This is a genomic window from Neptuniibacter sp. QD37_11 (genome assembly GCF_047778105.1).
Classification (GTDB): Bacteria; Pseudomonadota; Gammaproteobacteria; order Pseudomonadales; family Balneatricaceae; genus Neptuniibacter.
Genome location: NZ_CP180554.1, coordinates 619,961 through 646,360 on the forward strand (window position 1 = coordinate 619,961; position 26,400 = coordinate 646,360).

The 26,400-nt window shown below is 45.7% G+C and carries 42 protein-coding genes; 32 read left to right on the forward strand and 10 right to left on the reverse strand.

The features are described from left to right. Positions 1 to 1,278 precede the first annotated feature (1,278 nt). From ACMXYT_RS21375 to ACMXYT_RS21400, 6 genes are all read right to left on the reverse strand, one after another. Entirely contained in the window at positions 1,279 to 1,698 is a 420-nt protein-coding gene (locus tag ACMXYT_RS21375) for a hypothetical protein (protein WP_415912429.1), read from the reverse strand. Between the two features lie 35 nt (positions 1,699 to 1,733). Beyond that, positions 1,734 to 2,093 (reverse strand): hypothetical protein, encoded by a 360-nt coding sequence (locus ACMXYT_RS21380; RefSeq protein WP_415912430.1) that lies wholly within the window; start codon positions 2,091 to 2,093, stop codon positions 1,734 to 1,736. 67 nt (positions 2,094 to 2,160) lie between these two features. After that, entirely contained in the window at positions 2,161 to 2,565 is a 405-nt protein-coding gene (locus ACMXYT_RS21385; protein ID WP_415912431.1) for a hypothetical protein, read from the reverse strand. Between the two features lie 33 nt (positions 2,566 to 2,598). Then, positions 2,599 to 2,739 carry a hypothetical protein gene (locus tag ACMXYT_RS21390; RefSeq protein WP_415912432.1) on the reverse strand — a complete coding sequence of 47 codons (141 nt, stop codon included), beginning with the start codon at positions 2,737 to 2,739 and terminating at the stop codon, positions 2,599 to 2,601. 14 nt (positions 2,740 to 2,753) lie between these two features. Further along, positions 2,754 to 3,065, reverse strand: coding sequence for a hypothetical protein (locus ACMXYT_RS21395; RefSeq protein WP_415912433.1), 312 nt, complete (start codon positions 3,063 to 3,065; stop codon positions 2,754 to 2,756). Positions 3,066 to 3,144: 79 nt separating this feature from the next. Further along, on the reverse strand, positions 3,145 to 3,501 hold the full coding sequence (locus ACMXYT_RS21400; RefSeq protein WP_415912434.1) for a hypothetical protein: 357 nt from the start codon (positions 3,499 to 3,501) through the stop codon (positions 3,145 to 3,147). A gap of 160 nt (positions 3,502 to 3,661) precedes the next feature. Between ACMXYT_RS21400 and ACMXYT_RS21405 the strand changes: the two genes are divergently transcribed. The 12 genes from ACMXYT_RS21405 (at position 3,662) to ACMXYT_RS21460 (ending at position 11,051) form a co-directional block, all read left to right on the forward strand. Further along, positions 3,662 to 5,524, forward strand: a complete 1,863-nt coding sequence (locus tag ACMXYT_RS21405; protein WP_415912435.1) for a phosphoadenosine phosphosulfate reductase family protein — start codon at positions 3,662 to 3,664, stop codon at positions 5,522 to 5,524. Between the two features lie 134 nt (positions 5,525 to 5,658). Further along, entirely contained in the window at positions 5,659 to 5,907 is a 249-nt protein-coding gene (locus ACMXYT_RS21410) for a type II toxin-antitoxin system Phd/YefM family antitoxin (protein ID WP_415912436.1), read from the forward strand. Further along, positions 5,897 to 6,181 carry a type II toxin-antitoxin system RelE family toxin gene (locus tag ACMXYT_RS21415; RefSeq protein WP_415912437.1) on the forward strand — a complete coding sequence of 95 codons (285 nt, stop codon included), beginning with the start codon at positions 5,897 to 5,899 and terminating at the stop codon, positions 6,179 to 6,181. The genes ACMXYT_RS21410 and ACMXYT_RS21415 overlap by 11 nt, the downstream gene beginning before the upstream one ends. A 211-nt stretch (positions 6,182 to 6,392) precedes the next feature. After that, on the forward strand, positions 6,393 to 6,788 hold the full coding sequence (locus tag ACMXYT_RS21420; protein ID WP_415912438.1) for a hypothetical protein: 396 nt from the start codon (positions 6,393 to 6,395) through the stop codon (positions 6,786 to 6,788). Between the two features lie 372 nt (positions 6,789 to 7,160). Further along, a complete protein-coding gene (locus tag ACMXYT_RS21425; RefSeq protein WP_415912439.1) occupies positions 7,161 to 7,787 on the forward strand; it encodes a hypothetical protein in 627 nt (208 codons plus the stop codon). A 65-nt stretch (positions 7,788 to 7,852) separates the two neighbouring features. Next, positions 7,853 to 8,110 (forward strand): hypothetical protein, encoded by a 258-nt coding sequence (locus ACMXYT_RS21430; protein WP_415912440.1) that lies wholly within the window; start codon positions 7,853 to 7,855, stop codon positions 8,108 to 8,110. 32 nt (positions 8,111 to 8,142) lie between these two features. Beyond that, positions 8,143 to 8,673: a helix-turn-helix domain-containing protein gene (locus ACMXYT_RS21435; RefSeq protein ID WP_415912441.1), complete on the forward strand. Its 531-nt coding sequence runs from the start codon at positions 8,143 to 8,145 to the stop codon at positions 8,671 to 8,673. A 312-nt stretch (positions 8,674 to 8,985) separates the two neighbouring features. After that, positions 8,986 to 9,258: a hypothetical protein gene (locus ACMXYT_RS21440; protein WP_415912442.1), complete on the forward strand. Its 273-nt coding sequence runs from the start codon at positions 8,986 to 8,988 to the stop codon at positions 9,256 to 9,258. Between the two features lie 139 nt (positions 9,259 to 9,397). After that, the gene (locus tag ACMXYT_RS21445; RefSeq protein WP_415912443.1) at positions 9,398 to 9,742 is read left to right on the forward strand and encodes a hypothetical protein; all 345 of its coding nucleotides are present in this window, start codon (positions 9,398 to 9,400) and stop codon (positions 9,740 to 9,742) included. Positions 9,743 to 9,820: 78 nt separating this feature from the next. Further along, positions 9,821 to 10,012: a hypothetical protein gene (locus ACMXYT_RS21450; protein ID WP_415912444.1), complete on the forward strand. Its 192-nt coding sequence runs from the start codon at positions 9,821 to 9,823 to the stop codon at positions 10,010 to 10,012. Between the two features lie 54 nt (positions 10,013 to 10,066). Then, complete coding sequence (locus ACMXYT_RS21455; RefSeq protein WP_415912445.1) at positions 10,067 to 10,546, forward strand: hypothetical protein; 480 nt, start codon at positions 10,067 to 10,069, stop codon at positions 10,544 to 10,546. 34 nt (positions 10,547 to 10,580) lie between these two features. Next, entirely contained in the window at positions 10,581 to 11,051 is a 471-nt protein-coding gene (locus tag ACMXYT_RS21460; protein ID WP_415912446.1) for a hypothetical protein, read from the forward strand. A gap of 81 nt (positions 11,052 to 11,132) precedes the next feature. On the opposite strand, the gene ACMXYT_RS21465 is transcribed toward ACMXYT_RS21460, so the two are convergent. Beyond that, on the reverse strand, positions 11,133 to 11,504 hold the full coding sequence (locus ACMXYT_RS21465; protein ID WP_415912447.1) for a hypothetical protein: 372 nt from the start codon (positions 11,502 to 11,504) through the stop codon (positions 11,133 to 11,135). A gap of 171 nt (positions 11,505 to 11,675) precedes the next feature. On the opposite strand from ACMXYT_RS21465, the gene ACMXYT_RS21470 reads away from it, so the two are divergent. Continuing rightward, complete coding sequence (locus ACMXYT_RS21470) at positions 11,676 to 12,893, forward strand: RNA-guided endonuclease InsQ/TnpB family protein (protein ID WP_415912448.1); 1,218 nt, start codon at positions 11,676 to 11,678, stop codon at positions 12,891 to 12,893. Between the two features lie 35 nt (positions 12,894 to 12,928). Here the strand turns inward: ACMXYT_RS21470 and ACMXYT_RS21475 are convergent, their stop codons facing one another. Then, positions 12,929 to 13,963, reverse strand: a complete 1,035-nt coding sequence (locus ACMXYT_RS21475) for a hypothetical protein (RefSeq protein WP_415912449.1) — start codon at positions 13,961 to 13,963, stop codon at positions 12,929 to 12,931. A 170-nt stretch (positions 13,964 to 14,133) separates the two neighbouring features. Here ACMXYT_RS21475 and ACMXYT_RS21480 point away from each other — a divergent pair, with 170 nt between their 5' ends. The 5 genes from ACMXYT_RS21480 (at position 14,134) to ACMXYT_RS21500 (ending at position 16,594) form a co-directional block, all read left to right on the forward strand. Then, the gene (locus ACMXYT_RS21480; protein ID WP_415912450.1) at positions 14,134 to 14,496 is read left to right on the forward strand and encodes a hypothetical protein; all 363 of its coding nucleotides are present in this window, start codon (positions 14,134 to 14,136) and stop codon (positions 14,494 to 14,496) included. Between the two features lie 135 nt (positions 14,497 to 14,631). Further along, positions 14,632 to 15,033: a hypothetical protein gene (locus ACMXYT_RS21485; protein WP_415912451.1), complete on the forward strand. Its 402-nt coding sequence runs from the start codon at positions 14,632 to 14,634 to the stop codon at positions 15,031 to 15,033. A gap of 49 nt (positions 15,034 to 15,082) precedes the next feature. Next, on the forward strand, positions 15,083 to 15,484 hold the full coding sequence (locus tag ACMXYT_RS21490) for a hypothetical protein (protein ID WP_415912452.1): 402 nt from the start codon (positions 15,083 to 15,085) through the stop codon (positions 15,482 to 15,484). Positions 15,485 to 15,618: 134 nt separating this feature from the next. Next, positions 15,619 to 16,203: a hypothetical protein gene (locus ACMXYT_RS21495; RefSeq protein ID WP_415912453.1), complete on the forward strand. Its 585-nt coding sequence runs from the start codon at positions 15,619 to 15,621 to the stop codon at positions 16,201 to 16,203. A gap of 55 nt (positions 16,204 to 16,258) precedes the next feature. Continuing rightward, positions 16,259 to 16,594, forward strand: a complete 336-nt coding sequence (locus tag ACMXYT_RS21500; protein WP_415912454.1) for a hypothetical protein — start codon at positions 16,259 to 16,261, stop codon at positions 16,592 to 16,594. 72 nt (positions 16,595 to 16,666) lie between these two features. Here ACMXYT_RS21500 and ACMXYT_RS21505 read toward each other — a convergent pair whose 3' ends face one another. Then, complete coding sequence (locus ACMXYT_RS21505; RefSeq protein WP_415912455.1) at positions 16,667 to 16,909, reverse strand: hypothetical protein; 243 nt, start codon at positions 16,907 to 16,909, stop codon at positions 16,667 to 16,669. 179 nt (positions 16,910 to 17,088) lie between these two features. Here ACMXYT_RS21505 and ACMXYT_RS21510 point away from each other — a divergent pair, with 179 nt between their 5' ends. The 11 genes from ACMXYT_RS21510 to ACMXYT_RS21560 all read left to right on the forward strand — a co-directional run bounded on the left by ACMXYT_RS21510 (position 17,089) and on the right by ACMXYT_RS21560 (position 23,246). Further along, positions 17,089 to 17,553, forward strand: coding sequence for a hypothetical protein (locus ACMXYT_RS21510; RefSeq protein ID WP_415912456.1), 465 nt, complete (start codon positions 17,089 to 17,091; stop codon positions 17,551 to 17,553). Positions 17,554 to 17,656: 103 nt separating this feature from the next. Beyond that, positions 17,657 to 18,325: a hypothetical protein gene (locus ACMXYT_RS21515; RefSeq protein ID WP_415912457.1), complete on the forward strand. Its 669-nt coding sequence runs from the start codon at positions 17,657 to 17,659 to the stop codon at positions 18,323 to 18,325. Between the two features lie 115 nt (positions 18,326 to 18,440). Continuing rightward, positions 18,441 to 19,298 carry a hypothetical protein gene (locus ACMXYT_RS21520; protein WP_415912458.1) on the forward strand — a complete coding sequence of 286 codons (858 nt, stop codon included), beginning with the start codon at positions 18,441 to 18,443 and terminating at the stop codon, positions 19,296 to 19,298. Between the two features lie 28 nt (positions 19,299 to 19,326). Beyond that, positions 19,327 to 19,788 carry a hypothetical protein gene (locus ACMXYT_RS21525; protein WP_415912459.1) on the forward strand — a complete coding sequence of 154 codons (462 nt, stop codon included), beginning with the start codon at positions 19,327 to 19,329 and terminating at the stop codon, positions 19,786 to 19,788. Positions 19,789 to 19,820: 32 nt separating this feature from the next. Beyond that, complete coding sequence (locus tag ACMXYT_RS21530) at positions 19,821 to 20,033, forward strand: hypothetical protein (protein ID WP_415912460.1); 213 nt, start codon at positions 19,821 to 19,823, stop codon at positions 20,031 to 20,033. A 69-nt stretch (positions 20,034 to 20,102) separates the two neighbouring features. Next, positions 20,103 to 20,294 carry a hypothetical protein gene (locus tag ACMXYT_RS21535; protein WP_415912461.1) on the forward strand — a complete coding sequence of 64 codons (192 nt, stop codon included), beginning with the start codon at positions 20,103 to 20,105 and terminating at the stop codon, positions 20,292 to 20,294. A 166-nt stretch (positions 20,295 to 20,460) separates the two neighbouring features. Continuing rightward, positions 20,461 to 20,874 carry a hypothetical protein gene (locus ACMXYT_RS21540; RefSeq protein WP_415912462.1) on the forward strand — a complete coding sequence of 138 codons (414 nt, stop codon included), beginning with the start codon at positions 20,461 to 20,463 and terminating at the stop codon, positions 20,872 to 20,874. Between the two features lie 385 nt (positions 20,875 to 21,259). Further along, positions 21,260 to 22,180 carry a hypothetical protein gene (locus ACMXYT_RS21545; protein ID WP_415912463.1) on the forward strand — a complete coding sequence of 307 codons (921 nt, stop codon included), beginning with the start codon at positions 21,260 to 21,262 and terminating at the stop codon, positions 22,178 to 22,180. Positions 22,181 to 22,302: 122 nt separating this feature from the next. After that, entirely contained in the window at positions 22,303 to 22,626 is a 324-nt protein-coding gene (locus tag ACMXYT_RS21550; RefSeq protein WP_415912464.1) for a hypothetical protein, read from the forward strand. A gap of 11 nt (positions 22,627 to 22,637) precedes the next feature. Then, a complete protein-coding gene (locus ACMXYT_RS21555) occupies positions 22,638 to 22,829 on the forward strand; it encodes a hypothetical protein (protein ID WP_415912465.1) in 192 nt (63 codons plus the stop codon). Positions 22,830 to 22,838: 9 nt separating this feature from the next. After that, a complete protein-coding gene (locus ACMXYT_RS21560; RefSeq protein WP_415912466.1) occupies positions 22,839 to 23,246 on the forward strand; it encodes a hypothetical protein in 408 nt (135 codons plus the stop codon). Positions 23,247 to 23,544: 298 nt separating this feature from the next. On the opposite strand, the gene ACMXYT_RS21565 is transcribed toward ACMXYT_RS21560, so the two are convergent. Next, entirely contained in the window at positions 23,545 to 23,925 is a 381-nt protein-coding gene (locus tag ACMXYT_RS21565) for a hypothetical protein (RefSeq protein ID WP_415912467.1), read from the reverse strand. Positions 23,926 to 24,103: 178 nt separating this feature from the next. Between ACMXYT_RS21565 and ACMXYT_RS21570 the strand changes: the two genes are divergently transcribed. The 3 genes from ACMXYT_RS21570 (at position 24,104) to ACMXYT_RS21580 (ending at position 26,375) form a co-directional block, all read left to right on the forward strand. Further along, positions 24,104 to 25,225 (forward strand): hypothetical protein, encoded by a 1,122-nt coding sequence (locus ACMXYT_RS21570; protein ID WP_415912468.1) that lies wholly within the window; start codon positions 24,104 to 24,106, stop codon positions 25,223 to 25,225. A gap of 64 nt (positions 25,226 to 25,289) precedes the next feature. Further along, positions 25,290 to 25,535: a hypothetical protein gene (locus ACMXYT_RS21575; protein ID WP_415912469.1), complete on the forward strand. Its 246-nt coding sequence runs from the start codon at positions 25,290 to 25,292 to the stop codon at positions 25,533 to 25,535. 135 nt (positions 25,536 to 25,670) lie between these two features. Further along, on the forward strand, positions 25,671 to 26,375 hold the full coding sequence (locus tag ACMXYT_RS21580; protein WP_415912470.1) for a hypothetical protein: 705 nt from the start codon (positions 25,671 to 25,673) through the stop codon (positions 26,373 to 26,375). The last annotated feature ends 25 nt before the right edge of the window (positions 26,376 to 26,400 follow it).

The following is a 26,400-nucleotide window of genomic DNA, read 5'->3' on the forward strand; positions in this document are numbered from 1 at the left end:
GGTACTTAGAAAGATAGAGTGGTTAGCTCACGGAGAAGACGTACCTCAGAGGATTAAAAGTGGTTAGCATGCGGCACTGCGACCATCCAGAAGGTTCAAGAGTGGTTAGCTAAACTCAGATACGATTTCTAGAGTTCCTATAGTGGTTAGCTATATACGGGGGTCCTACCTAGAATACTTATCAGTGGTTAGCACCGTTGTTAAGCAGATTTCTAGAAGGTTGCAGTGGTTAGCAATGAGCTTTTTATGTACCTAGCGGGTTAAAGTGGTTAGTATCCGATAGCATGGTGACTCAGATGGTTTAAGTGGTTAGCCTGTTGTGGTCCATTATCCAAGCGGCTTAAAGAGTGGTTAGCAATCTGAAACGATAGAGCCCAGATGCTTTAATAGTGGTTAGCTTATTAACACTAAATCACCTAGAGGGCTTAACAGTGGTTAGCCAAGACTTAACGCAACACCAAGAGGGCTTAAGTGGTTAGCACTACCAGAAGTACGATTTCAGCCTTCCTGTTATTGCAGGACTCGCATCCCTTGCCAGTCGCATTCGATTGGTAATAAGGCTAAACTGGCCCCTATACGCTCTTTAACATCTAAATAGTGGTTAGCGGAGTACCTATTGCTACTCCAGAGAGTTTAAGTGGTTAGCTACTGGGAATGGTTGGACCCAGAGGGTTTAACAGTGGTTAGCAATGATCATGAATTCACCTCAGATGGTTTCAGTGGTTAGCTAAGTCTAGCGTGGGTACTTAGAAAGATAGAGTGGTTAGCTCACGGAGAAGACGTACCTCAGAGGATTAAAAGTGGTTAGCAAATGTTCAAATGTTTGCCCAGAGAGCTTAAGTGGTTAGCCTGCTGTGGGACATTATCCTAGAGGGTTAAAGTGGTTAGTATATAGCTCCGTCCATATCCCAGAGGGCTTAAGTGGTTAGTCGCTTAGAGTCGGGGTGACTTAGAAGGTTTAGTGGTTAGCAAAAAGGCTCCAAGAAGCCTAGAGGGTTAAAGTGGTTAGCATAAAGAAACAGCCTATACTAGAATTCTCTTAGTGATTAGCTTGTCCAGCATTGAAGTATCCAGAGAGTCTCATAGTGGTTAGCTGTAGTGAGTGCGCATTATCAGAATTTAAAAAAGAGGAACTACTGGTTGACTAGATGCACTTTTTCCTTATACTAAATCTTACCACTGAGAGGGGTGATCTCTCCGGAGATCAGGATAACCGCTTCGCGACTCCTGTGCTAAGCCCCTCTCAAATTCTCATCTCGTTAATTTATCTGAAATTTATCACTTTTTACTTTCTCTAAGCACTGCTTCAAACACACGCTGAATCCCTTCTCCGCCTACAACCTCTTGCAAGCTTGCCATCAAACCATAACGGTCTTTATCGATCCCTACGGCCATACGATGCTCACTGTGCGGGTTCGCTTCAGCAAGATGCTCAATAAAGTAGTCAAGGCCTGCAGAAACACCACCCTCATCGATAGCCGCATCCCATGCTTGGGCGTGATTACCATTCAGGATGAAAAAGACACGGCCTTTAAAGACCATCGCCGTGGTAGCACAACCATAATCGATCGTACGGCTACAGTAGCTGACATGCACTGAGTCACTCTTTGTTTTGGTGACGTTAGGCATCACCTCGTGGGTGCCCGGGCATACCTCTGGGTTAAAACCCGCGTTCATCAGATCGGTCGCTTCACTCATCTCTAGCACCATATATAATTAATTAATGGGTTGGGTTATTCCATCCAGCTTAAACAGCCTTCTGTCTCACAGCTGCCGTGGCAGTGTCCATTATGGGATGACACCGATACATGCAACTTACCTTTACATACGGGACACTCAAGGGTGTCGTTACCACCCCCAGCAAGCTTGGCTTTCACTTCCGGAATAAGCATCATCAAATGTTCCGCGTGCTGTCGAAAGATCTGCCTCTCCCGTTCCGCCTGAGCCACCTCTTCAGCCGTTCTTGGCTCAAACTTATCACACTTGATATCAGTTTCATTTGAAGGATCACAGGGTCTACGTTTAACCCATCCAGCAATTTCACCGCCCACCAGCTCACGGTAGTTCACTCCAGCTTCGCAGTGTGAATTCATAATGCACGCATTGGAGTGCCTACAGATATGTTCTTTCATAAACGTCTCGCTACGCGTTATCTAAAAATTAATTTTTGTCACTAACTTTTTTGCTAAAGCCTGCCATCGGCAGCGAATCACTTACTCTCATGCCGTTTGGCCGCTCCAGATAAATCCTTCCCCGTCCTGCATCAACGGTGGTCCAAACTTCATAAAAGACCGAACCTTCCTCATTAGTAAGATGGATTAATTTCTTATGACCATCTTTAAGTGAAAAGATCCAGCAGTCATACGCCCCGCCAAAACCATCGTTGCACTTGTCGGTACCAATAACTTTCCCTGACCTATCGCCTAGATTAAGAACATGGCCACTTTTGATTGACCAAACAACAGGCGTAGGTATCTCATAAGCTTCAGAAAGGTCCTGACCCCATTCCTTAGTATCACAACCGCTCAATAGTAGTGCAGCGCCTAGTGCGACTAAAATTCTCATTCCGTATCCCCCATATTTAACGAAGTGTAATACTTATTCCTGATCTACCCAGAACGCTGAACGTCGAACGCTTTGCCACCAGTAACGCTTATCGCTGTAACGCTGAATGGTCTCAGCGGCTTGGAGCTTAACCATGCCAGAACCAAAGCGTCTGTACTCACTTACCTCTTCCATATACTGCACGTTGGTTAATCAAGATTATGCTTATTAAAGTTCCAGTCACGGCTCTCGCCAAACTTAACTAGTGCTTCGATCGCCTCTTCTGAGTAGATCTCAAAAAGTGTTACGATCACAGGGTCGATGCAGCCCTGCTCCTGAACTTGATATAGATGATTCATAATCTCAGCCACGGCATCGCCATGCTCTTCATCCAAGCAACCACCCTCGTGCATCTGTTCGGCATAGAAGATAATGCTTTGCCACTGGTGCTCAAGAATCTGCAGGCCATTTACAGTGATCAGATTACCTTTAGTGTTTAAAGGAATGGATTCAATCGTCATATTTACACCCTCTCATGCGTTGAGTATACAAGCCATCTTGTATAGTGACTACAAGGTCCGATAGAGCCTTTACTCCTCGCTAGCGCCCCTCGTGAATTACGGCCGGGTTGATCAGGTCAATATTTACCAACGCCACCACTCTAATCAAGGCATGCACAGCGTCTGCGCGCAATGGATAATCTTGACCTGCGCAGTTGTGGCCTTCGAGCTTGGCTTTGTAACCCCAAATGGTTTCCCGCTTGTTGGAGTCCCAGCCGCCCGCGATACGCTTGTAGCCCGTGGATTTGATAATGGTACCAATTTGGACGCCAGCAGCAAAAATATCCCACGCTTTTTCACCAACAAAGCTTCCATCAGTCACAGGGGTAAAATCCAGACCCACAGTTAAGTCGCGTGGTTGGCCGTTATCGGTAATCATTAGATTGAATTTTTTCATGGGATAGCCTCTCTCATTGCTATGTTCATAATTATAATGATTTTTAATTCACAGTCAACACTTAAGCGGGTTTGTTAAGGCATCTAAAAGCATCTTTATTGCTTGATGTTTTGATAAAAAACATTATAATAAATATTAAGAGATGGGAGAGGAATAGCAGATGACTTCACAACTTCAAGATGACCTATTCGCAGAGTTCAATCGCCTCCCTTTAGTGGATGCATTGTTTGATCCAGAGCGTGATCTGGCACCTCTGTTCAACTCCTTAGATATTGAAGATAAAGCCAAAGCATCCATGGATGTCATCAAGCATTATCTTGCTGAAGGCTATGCGCTTTGCGTAGCATGGTCAGGCGGCAAAGACTCGAGCGTGATGCTGATGCTGGCGCTGAATGCGATGCGTGAATTCGTAGAAGAGCACGGTTTATCTCGTTGCCCACAGATGGTAGTGTTACACGGTGACACGCTGGTAGAGAATCCAGTGCTGTCTGCGTATGCCCACATGGAGCTGGCGAAAATTCGCGTCTTCGCTGCAGAGCATGGTCTGCCTGTTGAGGTCGAGGTGGCACGCCCGAACCTGTCTCAAAACTACTTGGTAAACATTATTGGTGGTCGCTCTACAGCCTCTGTTGTAGGCATGGATCGTGCGTGTGCTGACAATATGAAAGTCAAGCCAGTACAGCGTCTAAAGAAACGCATCCTAAAGCGTCTTAATGCAGGCCATGACGGAAAAGTAATTACCCTTGTTGGTAAGCGTTATGATGAGTCTGACTACCGTCGTGCAGATATGCTTAAGAACGGTGAGCGTCCAGATGAATACGTTGAACGCAAAGGAGAGAAGATCTTGTCCTCCATTGCTCATTTCACGCTGGATGATATCTTCTTTGCCATTGGTTACGTGCGCTCCAACAAAATCAATACTTACTCCAGCTTCGATGAATTGGTTGAAGTGTACCGTGGTGCCAACGGTGGTGAATGCATGGTGAATGCCGTAGACGGCAAAGCAGGCAGTGCCGGTTGCGGAGCTCGGTTTGGTTGCTGGATTTGCCTTCAGGTCAATGATGATAAGTCCATGGCGGAAATGCTGACTGATGAGCAGTACGCGTTTATGCGCCCACTGATGCACTTCCGTAACTACCTGCAGGCCGAGCATGACAACCCCAATCGTCGTAATTGGCTATCCCGCTCTCTGAACAAAGAGGGTGAGATGAAACTAGCACTGGGTAACTACAGCCCAGAGTTTCAGGAAGAGTTGCTAACCATGGCGCTGTCTATCCAGATTCAGGAAGAGGAAGCGGCAGCGAAACTGGGCATTGAACCCCGCTTCACTGTCCTAACATTGGAAGAGGTGATTGCGATTGATGTCCTATGGGGCCGCTACGGCTTGCATAAGGGTCTACAGGCACTGAAGATCTACAATGACATCTACAACCTTGGTGAGTCTAAACTGCCGCCAGAAGAGATTACAGAGAACTATGATCGCCTTAAATCACAGAATCACGGTACATTGGTGTATACATCGCCAGAGTACAACAGCCCAACGAATGGTTTCCGTGACTCCGAGATGATGACGCTGAATCAGGAAGTCGTGGTAGAGAAGAACGGTAAGAGTTACAACGGTGACTGTCAGGTAACGGGTGAGTTTGAGATCCACAACGACTACCTTGCGGAGTTTATGTGGATGGAGTTGGATCGCGCCCTGAACAAGTACAACACCGATGACATCTCCCCTACCGCAGCGGTGCAGTACCTGATGCGCTTTGGCATTGTGTCTATCGCTAAGGGCCAGCACAGCAACTACGACCGCATGTTCCGTCTGGCGAATCAGGCATGGCGCTTGGGTCTGCGTCACGTATGCCACAACGTAGACAGTCTGGTGCAAGTGTTCCAGCAGGAAGGTTACGACATTGTTGGTATCCCTACTGAGGAGAAGCATGCCAAAGAAATGGGTCATGAAGATCTTGGCGGTGCGCTGGCGGCGATGATGGAAAACAACCCAGAAATGCCAGACCTAGCGCTGTGAGGCTAATGCCGGGGTAACCCCCGGCGTATCTCACTGATCAAGAGCCAATTAAAGACCTATAGAAAGGTCTTTTTATTGTTCCTGATGCCATAAAGATCTATAATAAGACCTATAAATAGGTTTTGAGGTGGATCATGGCGCGACAAGTTTTAGCTGATACCTGTGTAAGCATCACCGAGCTAAAGAAGAATCCCAGTGCTGTTGTGGCACAAGGTGAAGGTTTTCCAATTGCAGTACTGAACCGCAATGAACCAGACTTCTATTGCGTACCAGCAGAAGCATGGGAGGAACTTATGGATCGGTTGGAAGACATTGAACTGAATACCATTGCGGATGCACGTCAGGATCAACAAATCATAGAGGTCTCATTGGATGACCTATAAGCTGGCGTTTCGTGAGGAATCACTGAAGGAGTGGCGCAAGCTGGGGGCGAATATTCGGGATCAATTCAAAAACAAGTTGGCAGAACGCCTTGAGCACCCTCGAGTAGAAAGCAGCCGATTATCTGGTGCCAAAGATCGCTACAAGATCAAGCTGCGTCAGTCTGGCTATAGGCTTGTTTACGAAGTACAGGATAACATAGTAACAGTAGTGGTCGTTGCTGTGGGTAAACGAGAACGAAATTTTGTTTATAAGCAGGCTGCAAAACGAGTTTAACGGGACGACTTGAGGGGTAAGATATAAGCTCCGTGTAACTGGCTGTCCCGCTCTCTGAACAAAGAGGGTGAAATAAAACTGGCACTGGGTAACTACAGCCTTGAGTTTGAGGAATAGTTGCTGATCATGGCCCTGACGATTCAGATACGGGACGAGGAAACGGCTGCAGTGCTAACTAACAGAATTAAACTCTTAAGTGAATAGGTAGTACATGGTAAAACTTTTACAGGCACCCTTTCGATTTATCGGTCTTACTCTTTTAATGCTCACGATGAGCAACACCGCAATGGCTCGGGACTCGCTTGTTACGACATGCAACTGGTTTGGTCATGGATACTCAGTCTTAATACAGAAGACAAACGTCCTTGTGCCCCACACAACCATCCCCAAGGACTGTGTAACACTGGATGCGATAGATGCGGTCATACGTGAGTTTCAAGATAAAGGCGAAGGTAAGCGGGTGCGGTATGATCGACTTATCGCTGCAGCTAATCCACCTGCCTGCCCAGAAGGCTACGAAACGTATGGTGAAATAACCGGTGAAGTGATCCGGGCTGAACCCGGTATCACCTTTACGGCACGCCGCCTATGCTTATACGATGAATAAGCAGATGGAATTCGATGCCTGACAATTGTCACAAGAGTTGTATGATTCGTTTTTTGCGTGACTTCGCCCGCCAGCTATCGTAAAAAGGACTTCGCGCCTATCTGTAAACTTATGAGTATTGCGCACTACCTATCAAAAGCACATAAATACCCCATTAAAGCTTGCTTTTCTTATCATTACCCTTATAATAAATATCATCTTAATACGGCTGCGTTACCCCCGTTAACCAGCTAAAGAAAGGTTGATAACCTGCGGCCTCCAAAGCAAGACGTGAATCATCGGTAAGACCTTTCAAAATGAATGGGAAAATTCTCGGCCATTTTGAGTAACGGAGGCAGTTCATTGTATGTGGCTATTGATGAGGATGATTCCATGTCTAATTTAGTTTCTGGTTTTTCTAGCTTTACTGCACTATCTAATCGCTTCCATCAGTTCGCAGATACGTTGCGCGCAAAGGGCTATGCTTCTGTTGGCGGCAATAAGCTACTAGAAGCGTTTGCTGAAACTGAGGGTCTGAACAGTAATGCTTTAAAAGCTGAGTTTGATAAGGTAGCACCTAAGCAAGCTGATCTTTCTGGCCTGCAAACCCATTTTGTGAACGTAGCAGCTGCTCAAGGCTGGAATGAAGCAACTCAGCTTAATGTCTTAATGACTTTTGTTACGTCAGGTCAGTCTGATTTCCTTGCGTTCCTAAATGAGAGCGTTGCTAGCGTTGCTAGTGCTAGTGACTTGCCTCTGAATTTCCACGAAGCTGTTGCTGAAGTGGACGTGGATTGCTTTGATGAGCTGTCTCTTTATGAGGTTGAGATTGGCGTGTATGGTGATGATGATCTGAGTACCGCAATGGACAGTCACATGGTCGTGGTAGCATCTACAGATAAGGAAAGTGCGACACAGGCGGCTCTGGAAGTGTGTGAAGAAGCCTTCCCGCACTATCATGACGTAGCTTTAGGCCCAATGAACCCTGCAGAGGAAGTTTCTCGCGAGGATTACCTATAAGGTAACTTTTACATAGGCTTTTCTAGGGAGGTTTAACCTCCCTTTCATTAGATAAGGACTAGCAAATGACGTACTTTATTAACCAGAACGGCTATTACTTTGCGATTAATGATGCTGTCGATACATCCCTGCTTAAAGGACAGGTCGCAAAGAGCTTAGAAGAACTGTATGAGCTTGCTGCGGAAAAAAACGGCTTGCTTGTGGCAGATATTGAGTGCACTGAGTTCATTATTAATAAGGGGTTATTGTACGATGATCGCGGTTGCACCAGTGGCGAAAAGATAGTGGATCTAGAGGCTTACCTAAACAGTTTTGTTCTGTAAGATAACCTACGTTTTTGACTTTGCAGGCAGATATGACGAACGCACCTTATTTCCAGATCAGTACACCGGCGCAATTGGGTGAGATCATTCGCAAAACCCGTAAGGCACAAGGACTTCGTCAAGATGACTTTGCCAAGCAACTGGATACAAGTCATGTGACACTAAAGCACATAGAGAAAGGCGCTCAAGGTTCCCAGATCGGCCTCTATTCCAGTGCATTGAAAGCACTGGGCATAAAGCTCTTCTTTAGGAAAAGTAGCGATCTCGAACGCACTTTCCGCCTTAACTGTCTAAACGATTGCGGTTCGTTCCTGCTTAATGATCGCAAGCGTCGCGCATTCCGTCAGGATGTGATTGCTAAGAACATTGGTGCCAGCCATGTAACAGTTAGAGACGTTGAATCTGCCAAACCTACGGTCAAAGTGGAAACCTACTTCAATATCGCTGCAGTGCTTGGCTGTCAGATATTGGTTAACCAAGAAATAGGTCTTCTTTGTTTTGATCAACCGAACCTACGCTCTATGAATGACCCTATCAATCAGACATTCGCTAAGGCCGGGTAGAACGTAATCAGTAATCTATGCAATATTGGTGGGTACATAATAAATGCAGGAAAGTCGAAGTGCATTTGTCCTAGTAACAGCGGGTTGCGATGAGAGTAGTGATATTACGACTACGAAACAGATCATTGTTAGAGTGCTATAGATCCCACTGAAAGGCGAGGGGTTAAGACTCAGTTTTTCTCTCGAATGCTAACGTCAGAGTTAGTGCTTTGCTTGCTTTTAGTCAAACTATCCTTATAATATTTATTGAAAGTTGATATCAAGCTACAACCCACCATCATTAAGCAGCACACTGTACCGGGAGCTTAACAAATGCAGGAAAGTCGAAGCAAATTTATCGCCCTAGAATCTGTGCCAATTACAGATCTAGCCAAAAGACCTGCTGGTGCTTGCGGAATTTATTTTTTAGCGGAAGTAGAAGGTCATTCAGCATCAGAAGTTCGACAAAAGATCTCTTCGAATGCGAAAGCTATTTTTGCAAAAGAAAAGCGAAAATGTGAAGTTCAGAGCGCCCTAGTAACAACAGGTTTCGATGAGAGTGGTGATATTACGACTACGAAACAGATCATTGTTAGAGTGCTATAGATCCCACTGAAAGGCGAGCTATTAAAACCTCGCCTTTCCTCTCGAATACTAACGCTGGAGTCAGTGCTTTTTCTTGCTTTTAATTTAATTATCATTATAATATATATTAAGAATTGAGATTAAGAGAGAGGGAATTACCATGGGTCTAATCGTTAATGTTTATCGCACAAAGGATGATGGTGTTGAGCGTAACTGTACTGCTGGTGGTATATCCTCTCAGCATGATGAGCTAACGCTGATTAATGTGGATGGGCCATTTAAGCCTGAAGCGGATCGTCCTGCAGCCCTGCTTGTGAAAGGCGCTACTCAAGGTCACGTGATCATCGTGCCAGCCGATGAGATCGGCAAGCCACGTAAAGGTGGTATGATGGGTGGTAACTACGCCGGAACAAGCGATTCCCGCTTTTCTCGTGCCGTGAAAAAAATCTCTGGCGGTGATCTAGGTAGAGTAGCTATCAGCATCCATGATCGCTTTGAATACTAAACCGCTAGGGCTGGTAGACAAGTGCTGCCAGCCCGCATATTCTAAGCTTAAAATATACTCAATTTCCAAAGGTGTCAGATGATTTACGCACTCAAACTTAAAGGCAAGTTTCAGTTTGATATTCTCGCCAAGAGCGAAGCGGAATTGGAAAAGAAAATTAAGTCTTACTATTTAAGCTGGACAGGCATGCAAGCCAAAGGTGGTGACACCTCTATGGAGAAATTCATGTCTATTCGTGAAAAGGTCAAAATTCACATGGAGCTTATTTAAGTAACACATCTTACAGTTAAAACATTGCCAAAGATTATTTTAAGGATTAGTAGCATGAGTTCAAATCTCGTTATTGCAGGCATCATTGACACTCGGAACGGTGAAATTATTGAAACCCTGACGCGCCCGGGCAATAAGACTGCGCTGCGCTTAAAAGTGCGTGATGAGCTGAACAAAGAACAGGGTGCCAATACCTTTATTAGCTTTGAGCTGGATTCATGCATTGGCATTAATCTTGATTTCATTAAGCGGCAGCTAAAAACAGATAACCATGCTTGCATAAATGAGCTTAAGCGTTACCGCGCCTTGATTAATATTGAACGCTATCAGAAAGGATTGGAAGGCATTGCTGCAAATATTGCAAAAACGGAAGTGGTCTATAACACATGTTTGGCCGCCTTTGATGAGACTGATAGCGCTTCACGCGAACTGGTTGAAGATGCGTTTGAATCCAGTTTTACTGATCTGCGTGAGCAAGAAGCCGAAGTAAAGCACTCTCTGCGCCGTGAGAAAGAGATTTTGGCAAAACTATAATCGTAGTTATTTAATCAGATTAAGGAAAAGTTGCATGCATGAAGATATTAAGAATGGTGTGTTCCAATACCATGTTAAAGAGGGTGCCACACAAGAGGTTCTAGTTATCTCAGTGGCAAGAACAAGCAATTCAAAATACAAGGCTAAGGACTTTTTTAGTGCTTTTCAGGAGCTCATGAATGAAGGCTGGCGTATGCAAGGCGGCATAAGCTATCAGCAAACGGAGCACAATGTTCACTACCTGAAGCAGGTTTTGGTACGTGACTTAAAATACACCACTGAGACCAAGTTGCTGACCCGCTCGTTTGACATGTTTGGCTCAGAGCAGCATCAGTTGATTGAACAAGAGCTCTCAGAATGCCTTGATAACGGTTGGGAACTGCGTGCTGATCCTTATGTCGGTCCGGGCCCAGTTGAAAATGGTGAAGGTCGCTTCTGTTTCTCAGCAACGCTGGTGAAGAAACACTACATCCTGCCAGAAAAACCAAAGCCAAAATTAACTTAGTAGTGTAGCTGGGTATAACAGGAAGGCACCTACGTAGCCTGACTTATGTAATATAGGTAACATAAGTCGGGTTTTTTAAATTTAGGCGTAAAGAATTTCTGCGAATTTCGTGATCGCCAGACCCAACAAGGCAGCGATTAAAAATACCTTAAAATAACGATCCACTTTATTCACATGCAGACATCCCGCAGCCATCACGATAGCACTAAGGCCGGTGATAATTCCCCCCACATTTGGAATGATAGCTAGATCCCCGCCAATATGAATCTTGGTGCGGGTATTCTCCCACCAGCTGTAATATTTTTGTTCCAGAATACCGCTAACGCCATAATAAATAATCATCCCGCCCATCAAGGCAAGTATGAAAGCACCGATTAACAGCCATTGGGTTGGACTGATTGGTAGCCTTTCGAGTCTTTCCTTTAATGTTATTTTTTCTTCTTCTTGAAGCACTAATTAACCTCCTATGTCGCGCTAACCAAAGAATGCATTGAACCTATGTAGAAGGTCTTTCAGGTTGCCAATAAGCGCGGAAAGCCCCTTCCTTCAGGTGGGGGATGGATAGCGCATCATGCAGAGCATGATTAACTTGACTGTATATAAATACAGTATTATTCTTGCTGCATGTTGATACGTAAGGCTTTTCAGTACCAATTAAAGACAACGCCTGAGATTGAGCAGATGCTATTTGAGCAGGCTGCATTTTGTCGCTTTGTCTGGAATAAAGCATTAGAACTGAACCTCCGAAGGCTAAAAGATGGACTGCCTCTTTTGTGGTTTGCAGAGCTTTGTTTTTGGTTAAAACTCTGGAAATCATCAGAAGAATTAGGGTTTTTAAAGGCCGGGGACAGTCAGGCGCTGCAGCAACGCTTGAAGGATCTGGATCGCGCCTTTAAAGACGGATTTGACAAACAGCAACCGAATAAACGCATCCCTATCTGGCGAAAGAAAGGGAAAGATGAATCGTTCCGCATCCCACAACGGTTTAAATTTGACGGGAACCGCGTTTATATTCCGAAGATCGGTTGGGTCTGCTTTAGAAACAGCCGGAAATTAGAAGGTAAGCCTAAAAATCTGACCGTCAGTTATCGCGCCGGGAAATGGTATATTTCGGTTCAATGTGAAATAGAGATCGGTGAACCGCAACACCCTTCTCACTCCATTGTGGGGATTGATTTAGGCGTTAAGCGTTTCGCCACTTTATCTGACGGCGTTGTATATGAACCCCTCAATAGTTTTAAGAAACACCAACAGAAACTGAAACGCGAGCAACAAAATCTCGCACGTAAAGTAAAATTCTCTGCCAATTGGCAGAAACAGAAGGCCCGCATCGCACGCCTTCACAGCAAGATCGCGGATTGCCGTAAAGACTACCTGCATAAAATCACCACTAAGATCAGCAATAGCCACGCTATGATCATTATTGAGGATTTGCAGGTCAGGAATATGTCAAAATCTGCAAAAGGCACGCTAGATTCACCCGGCTCCCATGTTTGTCAAAAAGCAGGTCTCAACCGCTCCATTCTCGATCAGGCGTGGTCTGAAACTCGGCGACAATTGGAGTACAAACAGCAGTGGAAAGGTGGTGATGTACTGGCGATCAACCCTGCCCGAACCAGCCAAACCTGCTCATGCTGTGGTCATATAGACCCGGCAAGCCGGGTCAGTCAGGCACTCTTTAACTGCACTAATTGCGGCAAAGAACTTAATGCAGATGATAATGCAGCCTTAAATATTTTAGCGGCAGGGCATGCCGTGTTAGCTTGTGGAGAGCCTCCGTTGGGAAGCTCTATGAAGCAGGAACCAGTGCAATCTCGCAAGAGTATTGCCGCCTACTTATAGGAATCCCCGTCTCTTCAGGGCGGGAAGGATGTCAATTAAGGCGCTAGCCCATCATTCTCAACCTCTTGGGAACGATCTCGCTGCCTCTGAAGGTGTATTAGACCGCCAAAGGCCATAGAATTATGCACATTTACTGCACTATCAAGACGGCCTTTAAGGCTATCCAGTTGCTCTTGTGAAAGCGGCTCACCTTGCGTAGAACAGAAATCCTCAAGTGGCATCGCATCCACCTTCGCTTTTAGATCATCCAGTGCCCTAGCAACATGCATCACTTGCCCAAATTCCGGTTTAGGTACATCCGCCTGAATTCGAATCGTACCCAGCCTGTCACCTGCCAGCGTACGAAGTCCCGGCAATTGGTTGTTGCTATGACCCTGCTCGGTTGGCAGGACGATCGGCCGCTCTTCTGACATAGCCTGCTCATACAGAGTGGCTAAGTAATTTTCACCGTAGATTACATCCTCATCATAAACATCATCCACCGTAGACATTTCAAACTTAACGAGGACACTGTCGATCGGACAGTGATAGTGGTAGAGCTTGTCGCCCCATGTGCGCAAACTGATTAGATCCGCAGCCACTTGATCAACTGGCCCGGTTTTAGATGGGTAACCCGGCACTTGCTTTAGAACATACCCAGCCATCTGATCATCGATTACATTCATCGCTTTGCCGACAGGTGTCGCACGATCCAAGTTGTAGGCTACATGGTAGATCGCACTTTGCATGTCGATAAGATTTTTCAGACCAACCATCGGCAGCGGCTCGGCCTCATCGGAATACGCTTCAATTTCTGCCTGCACTTCCGCTACTTCTTCTGGGTAACGATTCGAGTAATTTTCCTGAAACACCGCAATGTTCTCTGACGTAATCTGCTTAAGTAGATCGTCACGCAGGTTTTCAGGACTCATAACCCCTTCTTCCCGTGAAGCTGCGGTAAACAAGTCGTGAATCAGGCAAGACAGTTTGTTTTTACTTGGATCTTCAGAGCCAAAATTTTCGTCGTAATATTTAATTAAGGACGTAACTACCTGATCAACGTGTTCAGGGCCTAACAGACTGACGGACATAGGAGAGCCTCTCTCAATAATTCCATTTTTATTATTATAACAGTATCTAATGTTCGAGGTCTACGCCTCCCTTCTAACAATGAATCTAAGTACGCCACTAATTTGCTTCTGTCTTGTGTTTTAGTTATTAATCCTTATAATAGTTAAAAGAGATGAGAGAGGAGCTTTATATGAAACAGTCAGCTGAAATTGCCCAGAATATCGACACCTACCTTCGTTTACAGCATATCACACCCGAGGCTGACGTCTTTGATGATACGATTCACAGCTTGGTTGAGCGCGTGCATGAAAAAATACCATGCTATGATAGTTTTATTTGTGAGAATGGTTTTGTCCCGGCATTGATAGCGCGTGAGGATCGCAGCGTTATGGCGATGGATCTTCTGTCTAGCGAGGCGACGAAAGTAAATAACCATGGGTTTCAGGCGCAGGTTGCCTTTATGCTGAAACATATTGGGTTTGATGAGGTGTTAGGTGTACTAGCAGCAAACAACATACCTATAGACGGTTTGTCTGATTTTCGGCCCGAGTAACGTTGTAGCCCTAAAATACATTCAGGCATCTGCCTAGATTTATTCCTTTAAAGCCTGTCTCATTCGCAGGCTTTATATTGCTTTGTCTCAAAATATCATTATAATAAATAAAGAGAGATGAGAGGAGAAAGACTTATGTGTCAGTCAGAAAACTGCAATGGCAATCGTTTCATTGCATCCCAGCGTGTTTATCTTGATGTCGTGGTAGATAACCAAGGCAACTTTGTCCGCAACTTATATAACGAAAGCTACGGCGATGCTGAGTTTGGTGCTCCTTACGGGCCCTTCAGCTGCACCAAGTGTGGTCGTGAAACCTCGGATCAGGACGCTGTGCCAAGCTTCTGTCCAGATTGCTTAAATACGGAATTCTATGGTCGTCAGTCCGGTACCGTGAGCGTGTATGTTGATGAGACAGGTCGCTACGTTGATCATGCCTCTGGCGATGAACAGGCCGGTGCGTCGATTTATGACACTGACAAGATCGAAGGCCCCTATGTATGTGATGCTTGTAGTGCAGAGTATGAAAGTCTGACCTAATTGGTTTAGTTCTTTCTGAGTTATTTATCATTTACTGAGAGTGTGAGAGATGAAAAAGTTAGTTCTAGAGGTTTTATCTGGAGATGAAGGTCTGGTGACCGAAGTACCTAATACGCTTGTGGTCGAGTTAGATCCAGCGCAGATCGATCGCATTAAATTACTGCTTGCATTGGTGCGTGATACAGGGGTTTTTGAGATATCAGATCGCTTCCCGACCGGCAAATGGTGCAGCAATTTAATTGACGACATCCAAGAAAATGGAGACTCCATTTCGCTCTGTGAGGTATCTACAAGACTGCAGCTGATAAAGATTCAGGATGATGGTGCAATTTACTTTAGCGCCGAACATCCCGTGGCCGGATTTGTATGCGAGAGCTTAAGTATTTTTATTGAGGATCTTGATTCTTCTGAGACTCATTTTGCCTTAGAACACGAAGGTCACGTCGAGTAATTTGAATTAAATCCTAATTACTTAAAAAAGCCACCATAGGGTGGCTTTTTGCTGCCATGAGATTACTTTTTAATTGCTAATTCTTATTTAATCATTATAATAAATAGCATGAATTTTTGAGAGAGGAATGCTCCATGTCCATGATTGCGAAAGAGCTTGCCAAGCAAATTGACACCATGATTGATTATGATGTGCCTACTAAAGAAGGTCATCATGTTTTTAATGCCTATAGGTTGCATACGGCGTTACTGGCCACTCGCCATTCGGCAGCGGTAAATCTTAACGACCGTTTAGAGCAAATTGCAGAGTCGCTTGAAGGCGAGATTGTACTGTCTTGCGAGCAGTATGCCTGCTGGGGTGATCGCCCTGTCCGTGACTTTTTGCAGTTCGTGCATACAAAGGCCAGAATTGATGAAATAAAGTCAGAGTCCGCTGATTCTCCAGAGCAACCTACAGAGCCAGCAGGTTTGGAATTAAATACCTTTGACTCTTCAGGTGAGATTACCGGCTCTCGTGAAGTGGAGTTGACGCCGGATCAGGTCACAGAGATCATTAATCGTTCAGCTCAGTTAATTCAGACTCTGCGGGGTATCTCTGCTTCGACGGCATCTATTAACACCTTTGATCAGGCGGTCGATGACTTAGAAGATGCGCTTCAAAAAGGCAAGGTGCTTGAGCCCGATGAAAACCGCATGCCTTGCTTAGGTCTACTTCCGTAAGCTTTACAGATAAGGGAGGGTTGTTTACCCTCTCTTAATCCATCAGGAGTCATGCATGAGTAAGATAGTCTTAGAATATGGTGATCAGCATACTAAGTTTAACTGCGCTCGTAACCGGGTGGGTGATCTTCCGACATTAGATGAGATCATGGTTTCTATGGACGCGATTAAAGCCTACGTTGAGTCCGAGACACCTCTGGCCGTCAAGCTAACTCGGCAAGGCGCTGAAATGATTATGATGATTGAAGATGACCTTAAATACATGCAGATCTCGCAGCACCACTTCTACCCTCAAGCGCTTATTCACCGTGAGCTAGGGAACAAAAGCCATCTAAAAAATCTAGATCTTAAGCGCGTCATTCCCGTCATTAAGCGCTACTTTGATCTTTAATTCATGACCAACCATAACCCCTAAACCGAAATAGGATCGGAACACCGACCCTATCTCTTACTCCGCGTATACTTATTCTGGCGGTGTCATTTCCGTAAAGTTGTAGCGGGTACTTTGATCCCCTAACCCTAACTTACCGTATAGATTATTACCAATGACCCAGTAGGTGCTATTGCCCAAGAAATAACCGGAATGAATCCCTGCTGCTACACTGTTCGCCGGTTGTCCGGTATCTCCCCAACTAGCATTTGAACCAGACCGCCCTAGCTGACCATGAGAATCTGACCCTACAGACCACACCGTTCCATTATGCAATGCATAACCATGGTATCGACCGCATTTTAATTTACCGTGATTGACAAAGAATTCCCCTATTAATCTAGCAAAACATACTCGTGGATGTTACGGGCCGACATCTTTGCAGCAGTACTTGCAAATACTGTAAATATCGTTATAATAATTGCTAAGAGATGAGATATAGAGAGTGCTCCGCTATGCCTAAGTTTGAATTACCCGTTTTGGATCAGACGTTGATTAAAGCGATGGAAAAGCATCTTGAATGCGGTTACTACGAAAACGCTGATGCTGTGCGTGCTGTTATTGCGGCGGTCCGTGAAGGTAAGATCAGTATTCGTTGTATGAAGGATGACGATTATTCGCTTGAAGAGCTCTTGGATGGGGGTGTTGAAGACCTTCAGGTTCAAAAGCGTATGGAGCATAATTTAAAGGCCCGTATCCGTCGTGCGGGTGTGTGGACTTACGTAGCTCATTACTGGACAGGTCGTGAGTGGGAAGAGTTTTATGGCATTAGTCATAATTCAGTCTCTGGCTTGATCGGCTATGACTTCTTTGGTTCCGGTTATGAGCTGCAGATTATGGAGGCGGCAATGGCTGCATACAATGCGCAACCTCTGGATGAGAGCGGCCGGGCTATTGATCCCTATTTGCGTGCGTCCTAGATTCTTAAAATCACCAAAATTAAGGGCTTATTCGGCCCCTTTTTGTTGTATTTTTTATTAAAATCATTATAATAATAGGTGGAAATTGAGAGAGGAAATAGAGATGTCAAACGTATTGATTGCTGCAGTAAATAACGACCGTTTTTCCCGTCCTGAAGTCACTGATCAGGTGGCAGCCTCAGGTCACCTTAATTTTGTATACAAGGTTGAGGGGTTCTGGAGTGATCCGGTAAAGGTTCAGCTGCGTCGTGCCACTGTCTGGAATGATGATGAGGGCAAATCTGAAGTTGTATGGAATGCAGAGGTACGTAGCTCTGCAGGTGGCGTAGATGCAGAGGGCGTAGAGTCAGCACTGGAAGCGCAGGTAAACTGTGCGCATGCTATGCTGGATGCGGTTGAGGTGGCTAAGGAGTTGACCGCTAAGCAGTCAGATCTTGAGCAGGCGTTTCAGGCTGAGCGTGAGCGCGTGAAGCGTGAGCAGGATGCGATCGCGGCTAAACGTGAAGCCGCTATGATGGATGACCCGGGCTTCGGCTTGGCTGAGGCTGGCGTGCTGGTGGGTGAGATGGCGGCAAAGGCTGTTGAAGATAAAGGTAACGAGCACGTCTTTATCGCGCTAGAGCGTGCAGGCAAAAGCGAGACGGCTTTATCCGCGGTGCATAACTCTGGTCGCACCCTGTTCTACTTCGATGGTGAGCGCATGGCGAAGAAAGATATGGTGGACTACCTCGCGAATCGCTCCAAAGAGAATTCCCACTGGCTACATGCGTAGCCAGCATTCTGGCTAGCGCTTAATAGTCAAATAAACCTGCCCTAGAGGCGGGTTTTTTGTTGCGCTTCTCATAATAATCATTATAATAAATTTAAAGATGAGAGAGGAAATAACCATGAATGCACTTAGGCTGACTGTACCATTTATCTATGAAGCCATTGTCATTAAACCGCGCTGCCGCAAGCCGAGCATGCTGGTTATCCATGACTTTGTTGATATTGAAATTCCTGTCGTTGATAACAAAGACTTCCCGGTGGCCTTTAAAATCGGTGAGACTGAGTTGCGTTGGGATGGTCAGCGTTTATGGGACTTTGATTACATGAGTGCGGTTGGAGAGGAAACCAAAAAGGTACCGGCTTTTGTGGTGGAGCATAATACCGCTAAGCATAATGTTTATCGCTTCTCGGGTGCATCATCAGAAGCACCGTTCCATGCGTTCTGGGACCGCTCTAATCTGTCCATTGCGCGTAGTCACGGTCTACTTCAGTGCGGCATGAATTATCGCTTAACCGACTGCGTCAGCATTGACAAAGAAGATGCGGTTTACCGTGAGTGGGTCGCAGATAATCGTGAGGCGGTCATTGATCGTGCGTATGAGATCGCATCCAATCTACGGGTTTTTGATGACTATATGTATGCGCCTGCCGGTGAGCCTCGTTATGTGGCGATGACCTTTGGTTTGAGCAATAACCATGGTGGTACCGCCCTGTTTATTGATCAGCATTGCAATGAGAATATTGGTGAAGATCGCTATTTCACAGCCCTGCAGTATGAAGAAGCGATTGCCTCTGCGACAGCGATTGCAGAAGGTCGCGGTGATGACAAGAGCCTGCCAATGCATACCAACTGTGGCAATGTTATTGAAGTGCTTATCCCTGAGGCAGTTACCCTTAAGCCTAACAAGTGTGCCGCTAAAGGGGCTGAATTTGCTGATCATGTTGAACACGCCATGGCTGCGTCCGGCAATGCGTAATAAACGTCAATTTGTATAGGATTTGATTATGGATTTATTTTCTGGCCCGCGTCATTTTGAAGAAGATAATGCAACCATTACTACGCGTTGCCTTCCTATTGCGAAGGATGGCAGTAACAGTTGGGGTATTTTTAACCCCAATTCCGATAACGTGGATATGGAAGTGCTGCGAGAGGTTGAGTATCTTGGGGCACCGGAACTGGCCGATGACTACACCCTGCATCTGCAGATCACGTTTGTAGATGAAGAACGTCGCTTCTACTTCGTGCTGGGTGAGAACTTCGGTGAAGGCTTTGAGCCGGGCACCCCGGAAGATGTCGATTTTCCAGACTTCGATGCCTTTTTTGATGCGCTGTTTGCACAGCCTCATGAGAACTCAGAGTATGGTTTCCGTCGAACAGTTAAAGCTAACAAAGAGCTGGTGCGTGGCATGTTTGAAGAAGCCGGTGAGATGCTGGAGTCTCTCAATCTAACTTGGAAATCCAGTTAACCACAAGTCATGCAATGTAGGAGTGATGCGACATGATATCTCAGGATATTGAACAGTGCCCTCACTGCGGACAGTCCGAATACGGTTATTACTACTCCCTGACGACACGCTGTGATCAACATCACGGGTTTGCGGTAGGTCACGACATGGACAGTACTTCGGCCCATCAGACGATTAAGCGTTGCCTACCAAGGTGTGCCGTTTGTAAAAAGGTAGTGGGAGAGCATGTTGATGAGCCCCTGTGACTGCATCTGGGCTTAAATAACTAAACAGCGACAGTGGGCTAACATAACCCCTTAGCTATGAGGTATATTATGAACAAAGAAGAGCTTACGTCCCGCACTCGAAATCTTCATCCGGACTACGAGATGCGAGAGGTTATTGAACACGGCCTCGGCCTATTCCCTGTGCACCGTGAAACAGGCGAGGTCTGTGAGTGCAAAATGGAATGGGATGAAGACGGTAAAGTATTGTCCTGCCCTGTTTGTGGTCTTGACGGTACCTAATTCCACATTCGCTTTCTGATTGATCCGGTCGATGCAATCTTTACTCAGAGGCTGCCCCTTTCATGAGCGGCCTTTTGCATTAACCCCACCCTACCTTCAATTCCGTTCTTGATTTCTTATTAAATACCATTATAATATTCATTAAGAGATGGGAGAGGCTTTAATTATGACGCCAGAACAGTTTAAAGAGTACAAAAGTGCTGCCAGCCTAGAGACAGCGATCTCCGTTGAAGATCTGAAAGGTATTCCCGAGGGCACGCTCCTCTGGGGTGTTATGGGATCGGGTACAACACTTCACATCTATCTTGCGGATGGCAAGATTCACCGTGTAGTTTATTATGGTTTTCCTCACTTAAATAACCTTGAGTTAATTGAGGCAGAATCGTCTAGTTTTATTACGGTTGAAGATTGTCAGCCGCGACGTCGTATTTGCCCGAAGCGAACCAACTTTGAGTTTGTAATCTTGTTGAAACGCTTAGGCGGCTTTATTCGATTTCTCCCTTATGATGAAGTTGAGGTTGAACAGGAAGCGTTTTATGGCGCTGTCTTGGAAGATTTCTCTGAGGCTAATCAACCTTAAAGAGCCGTTCACTAATTTTAAAGTTCAGGAGTTCAGGGGCCGTAGCAACACCGTGAGTATCTTTTGCTCACCGCGTTTGGTCGGGTTACGGTCCCACCTTAATACATATGCGTTTTGAAGCAGCGAAAGGAACACGTTTTCATCGGTATTTCTGGGCAGTTACACTGACAGAAGTGACAGAAGAAAAGCTCTGGTGGAATAACAACACTCGCACATGGGAGCCGTTGCGCACCAGCGACACTGACAGCTACTCTACACATGCCCCTTGCCGGACACTCAAGGCTTTTGAGCGTATGTTGAGAAAAAATCCACAAATTAAAGGGCGCTGTGTGTTAATTAATCACTACACAGGCAACGACGTCTACGCGTAGCTGAGAATCACCCTATGAAAGAATTTTTACAAAAGATTTTAGAAGACCTGCCGGAAGGGATGGTCGCCCAATTTCATCACGTAAACCCTGCAGGCGCCAACAAGCCCGTTATCTTTATGACACTGGGTGAATCTCAGGAAGATGTGCAATGTGCACTGGAATCTATTGAGCGTGCTTCCATCGCTGGCAGAGATCGGGCACGCGACATGCTGCGCGATAGCCTACGGTTAACGCTCAGCCAGCTCCCGGATGGCATGAATCTGCAGGAAGATAAAACACATACTCTACCATTACTACCTTTCGGCTACTTACATGTCGTTACTGATCGAATGGGTCAACGATGGGCTTATACCGGACGTATGGCTAAGAGTGAAGGTAAACCAGAGATGCCGCGCGATGGTGTTTTGACGACTGATCCCGAACAGCTCAGAATCCAATGGCCTTTGTTTGTATCACTGGATAAAAAGGGCTCTACTACCCTCGATACCTACTACAAACCCCGCCCTATGAGCGACAAGCATCCTGAACTATCTATTTATTTTCTAGATACAAAGCATCATAACATGGATGTCAGCTGCACTTGTTTTCCAAATTGTGGGAATGATGAGGGTGCCATCACTGATACGGTTCGTCTTGATAGACTGGGTTGCCATGTAGAAGGAGGCATCCTAGCTACTAACGCAGTTTTTCAGGTGATCACCCTTACTGATGGCAATACCACACTGTCAGTATTTAATCTTAATACTGATGGTGAGCCATCCTATGTAGTCGATGACCCTAAATTGCGCACAGAAGAGGGTCACTGCTTGCTTGGCCCGTTATTTGACACGCTAGGTATGGAAATGACGGCTGTTGATAAAATGGCTTACTCCAGTCAGTTGGACGGAACGTACGACCAAAACTTCCATCGACTCGTTAATGACTGGTACAACTGAGTCGCTAAGCTCTAAAAAATCAAAAGCTGCTTTAGGGCAGCTTTTTTGCTTGCCTTTTAAGTTAATTTCATTATAATATTTAATATGAAATCAGCATTACATTAAGCTCGGAGATAAGTGAGATGACAGAGTCATTTGATCAGACACGCGACAAACGGCGCACCAGCTTCGGCTTTAAACACGATCTTTTTATGAGCGCTAAAGACAGGATCGATGATCTGGTCGTGCAGGTTGACTATGACGGTGCCCCACTGGATGCTGAGCATGCGATAAATGCCACCGGTTGGCTGGTGGAGACCATTTTGGAGGGTGAATACCCGCATGGTGCGGACAACCTACCCATCCCAGACGGTGTGCGATGTAAAGATCAGCACGGCGCTACCGTATTTTGTTCAACGGACATGGATGGGGAAACCCTGCTTGTCTTCAAACGTCATCAGAAATAGAGGCAACCTCCATGGCACAAGCTAACCTAACCTACGAAGAGTGGGTCGAAGAGATCACGAACTCACTGGCAAACAAAATGAGCATTAGCACCAGTGATGCACAGGCGCTGGTGGGTACCCAACAATTCGAAATCGACAATGCATGGAATCTTGATCTGAGCGCGATTGATGCCGCTGAGTCCATCGCGGAAAATCTGAAGTAGGAAGGTTACATGAAGAGTAAAGTCACCGTATACAAAGTGGAATTTCTCTCAGCCGATATGAGTATGCCTGTATTTACCGTACACGGTACGGAAGTTGAGGCTACCCGTGACGCCTTTCGATCTCTACTGTGCGAGTTTACTGAGGGTTGCCCTGCTTCGTTCTACCGAGCCTGTCAAAAGGCTGGAATTAAGGCCTTTCAGAAGCCCTATGATGGTCACTGCAGGTTAAAGCCTGCCGTGTTTGAAGAAATCATGGATGCCTTCAATCAACACGAAATGCTCGCACACCTCAAGTCCTACCTGAAATGGGTGGATGAATTGAACGGTGACAGTGATGAAGATGAGCCTCTCTTCTCTTATTTCAGCATCACCCCGCAGGAGATCTGGGTAGAAACGCCAATCAGTATCGACGCCTAGAGGCCTAATCTTTAAGCACCTTGGCGCTTACCCTCTCTCAAGCGCCAAGGTCTTCCCCTCATTAGTGCTTTAAAAATAACTCATTAACCATAGTTAATAGCTATAGTGATTGAAAAATAAAGCATTAAATCAAGCTTCCTTGCGATCAACCCCTCTTACATGGTGAACGCTAAGGTCTATTGAACAGGTCGGGGGTACTGATAATGCGCTGGTCGATCAATTGCATGTCCGTATACGCGCCACTCTCACTTAAAATACTGTCGCGATCGATACTGCATATAACCTTGATCTATAAGGGCTAATCCACTGGGATTTTCGCCTCTAAGTGCGGGGGGAATGTATGCGAATTGTCTTTAATGTCTTGCAAAGATAATGGTCTGTTAAACCTTTTATCTTGACGACTCCCTGCTGGGTAAGCACCGATTACTTCTGAATCCGGCTTAAGCCAACGATACAGCTGCTCTGCATTTTGCCAGACTTGATCAGTCATATAGCCAAGCTGACTAATTCTGATGCCTTTAATTTCCAGCCTATCTCTTGGCGAAATCTCTTCAAGAATACTAATCAAAGGTGAAACAGGCCTAACGCTGTTAGGCAGGCGCCCCGTCGCGTTAAATCTAACTAGATCCGCTGGACGCTTCGCTAAGTGATGTAACATTTTATTTGAAACACGTGCCATAATTTCACCTCATCTCATAGCTAAAATCATAAAGCACAATCACACAAAGTCAATCCATCACACAATCTTCAATGTAAATACCTTACTCAAGTGCAGACATGGTGCTCTAGCATAAATTATTGCATTATTTTAAAATATCATTATAATATTGACTATAAATTGAGAGAGGAATGATCACATGTCAGCAACCATTACCGTTAAAAACACGTCCAACGAAGATGTCCTACTGGAGGCGAATGAAGCTGCAGTCTATATGACGATTGTAAGCAAAGGTGAAGATTGGGACGCTGATGGTCGCTACTCATTGCAATCTACAGATATTGATGTAGAAGGCCTCTCTATCCTTGAGGTGGATGAATACCTTAAAGCACTTGTAAGAAAAAACGTTATTTTCCAAAAGCGAGCGCTCAACGGTTTGCCATCATGGACCACCGTCGATAGTAACGTGAAAATGGAAGCTCCTGTCGAGTTTGCTATTAAAGAACCTCAAGCCCAGCAGCCTGCAAATCTGAGTCAGCATTTGGTTAACTTATTTACAGAGTGGTGCGACGCTAACGGCCTACCCCATCAGTCGGCTGAAGAGCTGCAGGTGGTGGTTAAGACCGAAGAGCAGAAACAGTTCCTGAAAGCGTTTATTGACCTGTGGAACGTGGTTGAGTCACCGGAGCCTGCGATCCCTGAAGATGACCGTCCGCACTTCATGAAGGAGTTTCCAAACTTCACTGCACCGGATGATTTCAATGCTAAAGCCTTGGGCTATAAAGGCTTCAAGGATATCAGCTGGCATAACGATGAGATGCCGTCTTGGGAAAACAATGAGAAAGGCCTTAAGCTGTGGGTTGAGTATCCTTGGGATCACTACACTATTGCAGGATTCGATGAGCGTGATTGGTCTCAATACGCTCTTGTTGCGGTCACCGAAGACGGTGAGTACCTGTACACGGTCTGGCGTGGCGATTCCTTTGAAGCACTCACAAGACAGCTAACGAAAAGCCCTGAAGAAGTAGCCCTATTCCACCTTGAACGATTAAAGCGTCAGGCTGATCAGGACTACATACCAGCCAAAGCCCCAGAAATCATGCATACCGGCGGTAACTGTATGGCTGTCCAAATTGATCTTAAAGGCGGTGGCGCCCTATTGTTTACTGATGATGGTGGTTGCGGCCTGCCTGAGCTGGGCGATTGTGCAATAGGTGTCTATAACACTGACAGCTATGGCAATACTGAAGATCAAACCGGTTATTATCATATGGCAATGGATGATGCAGGTAATTACGTACTGTCTCATCATGAAATTTGATGCTTCTGGGGTGTGCTAAAGTCACACCCCCATTCCCTTTATTAACGACCTCTATGGAGTGCGCATGGGCACCAAATACGCCAAAGTCACATTTAATGAGCTTGAAGCGATCTATGCCACCGTCCATAGTGCAGAGTGTATGATCGGGTCAGGCAATTTCGATTTAGATCAAGAAACGAAAAAAGCCGTTCGTGCCATGGAGGCTATCTTTAAGCGGAATGGCATTGAGCTGGTCGAGGTCGCGGAAACGGAGCCCTTCTCGGTTGGCAATATAGTTGATGTGGAAACGGGTGACCGTCCTGAAGAGTAACGCTAAGAATGCCCTTTCCCCCGTATACACACATTCCATAAGCAATAATTCCAACCACTTTTACTTGTATTTCCTTTAATATCTATTATAATAGATTATTCAAATATTTATTACTCCTTCTGAGAGAGCTGAGCCATGATTAAGCCAACTATTGAATCAGAAAACTATCGTGAGTTTATTATCTCTCTAGATGAGCAGCTAAAGTCCTCTCTTCCGATCGTTACCACCCCGAACCGAAGAGCTCGGATGGCTCAGATCCGTATTCGTATGTATCTGGAAGATGGCCGTTTTGGTTTGGAATCCGGCTTTTATGAAGAAGATCAGATGCGCCATCTTGAGCGCAACATTAAGGCGCGCTTTGATGACGAGAATTGTCGTGTCATGAAAGCCCTGCTGCCTGAGTTAGCGCACGTAGTTGAGTGGTGTGGCCGGTCTATTGAAGGACCGGCTAATCTGGTGGCTAATACGCTATACCACGCCAGCTCAGAGCCAGCTCAACTATGCCATCATCTGTATTTATCACAAGAAAGTGATTCGATCATGACGTCCGACTCCCACTTGGCAGCCGCCGCAGCTAATGAGGGTGATACATCAGATAAGGGCTTGCAGGACCTAAATGCTTTGGCGGAACGCCTGCAGGCTGCAGGATTCAAAACCTACACAAAGGTGAGTGTGCTGAGGGAAAAGAAGGTCCCAGATCTTGAAGCCGCGCGATCGACAGCACAGTGGCCGGATGCGACACTGGAGCAGCTGCAGGATGAAACGGCCGTACGTGGTCACTTAAATACGATCATTGATCAGTTTAAGGCCGATATGGCGTCGATAGGCTTTTCTGCCTAACAGATAAACACCTCACACGAAACAG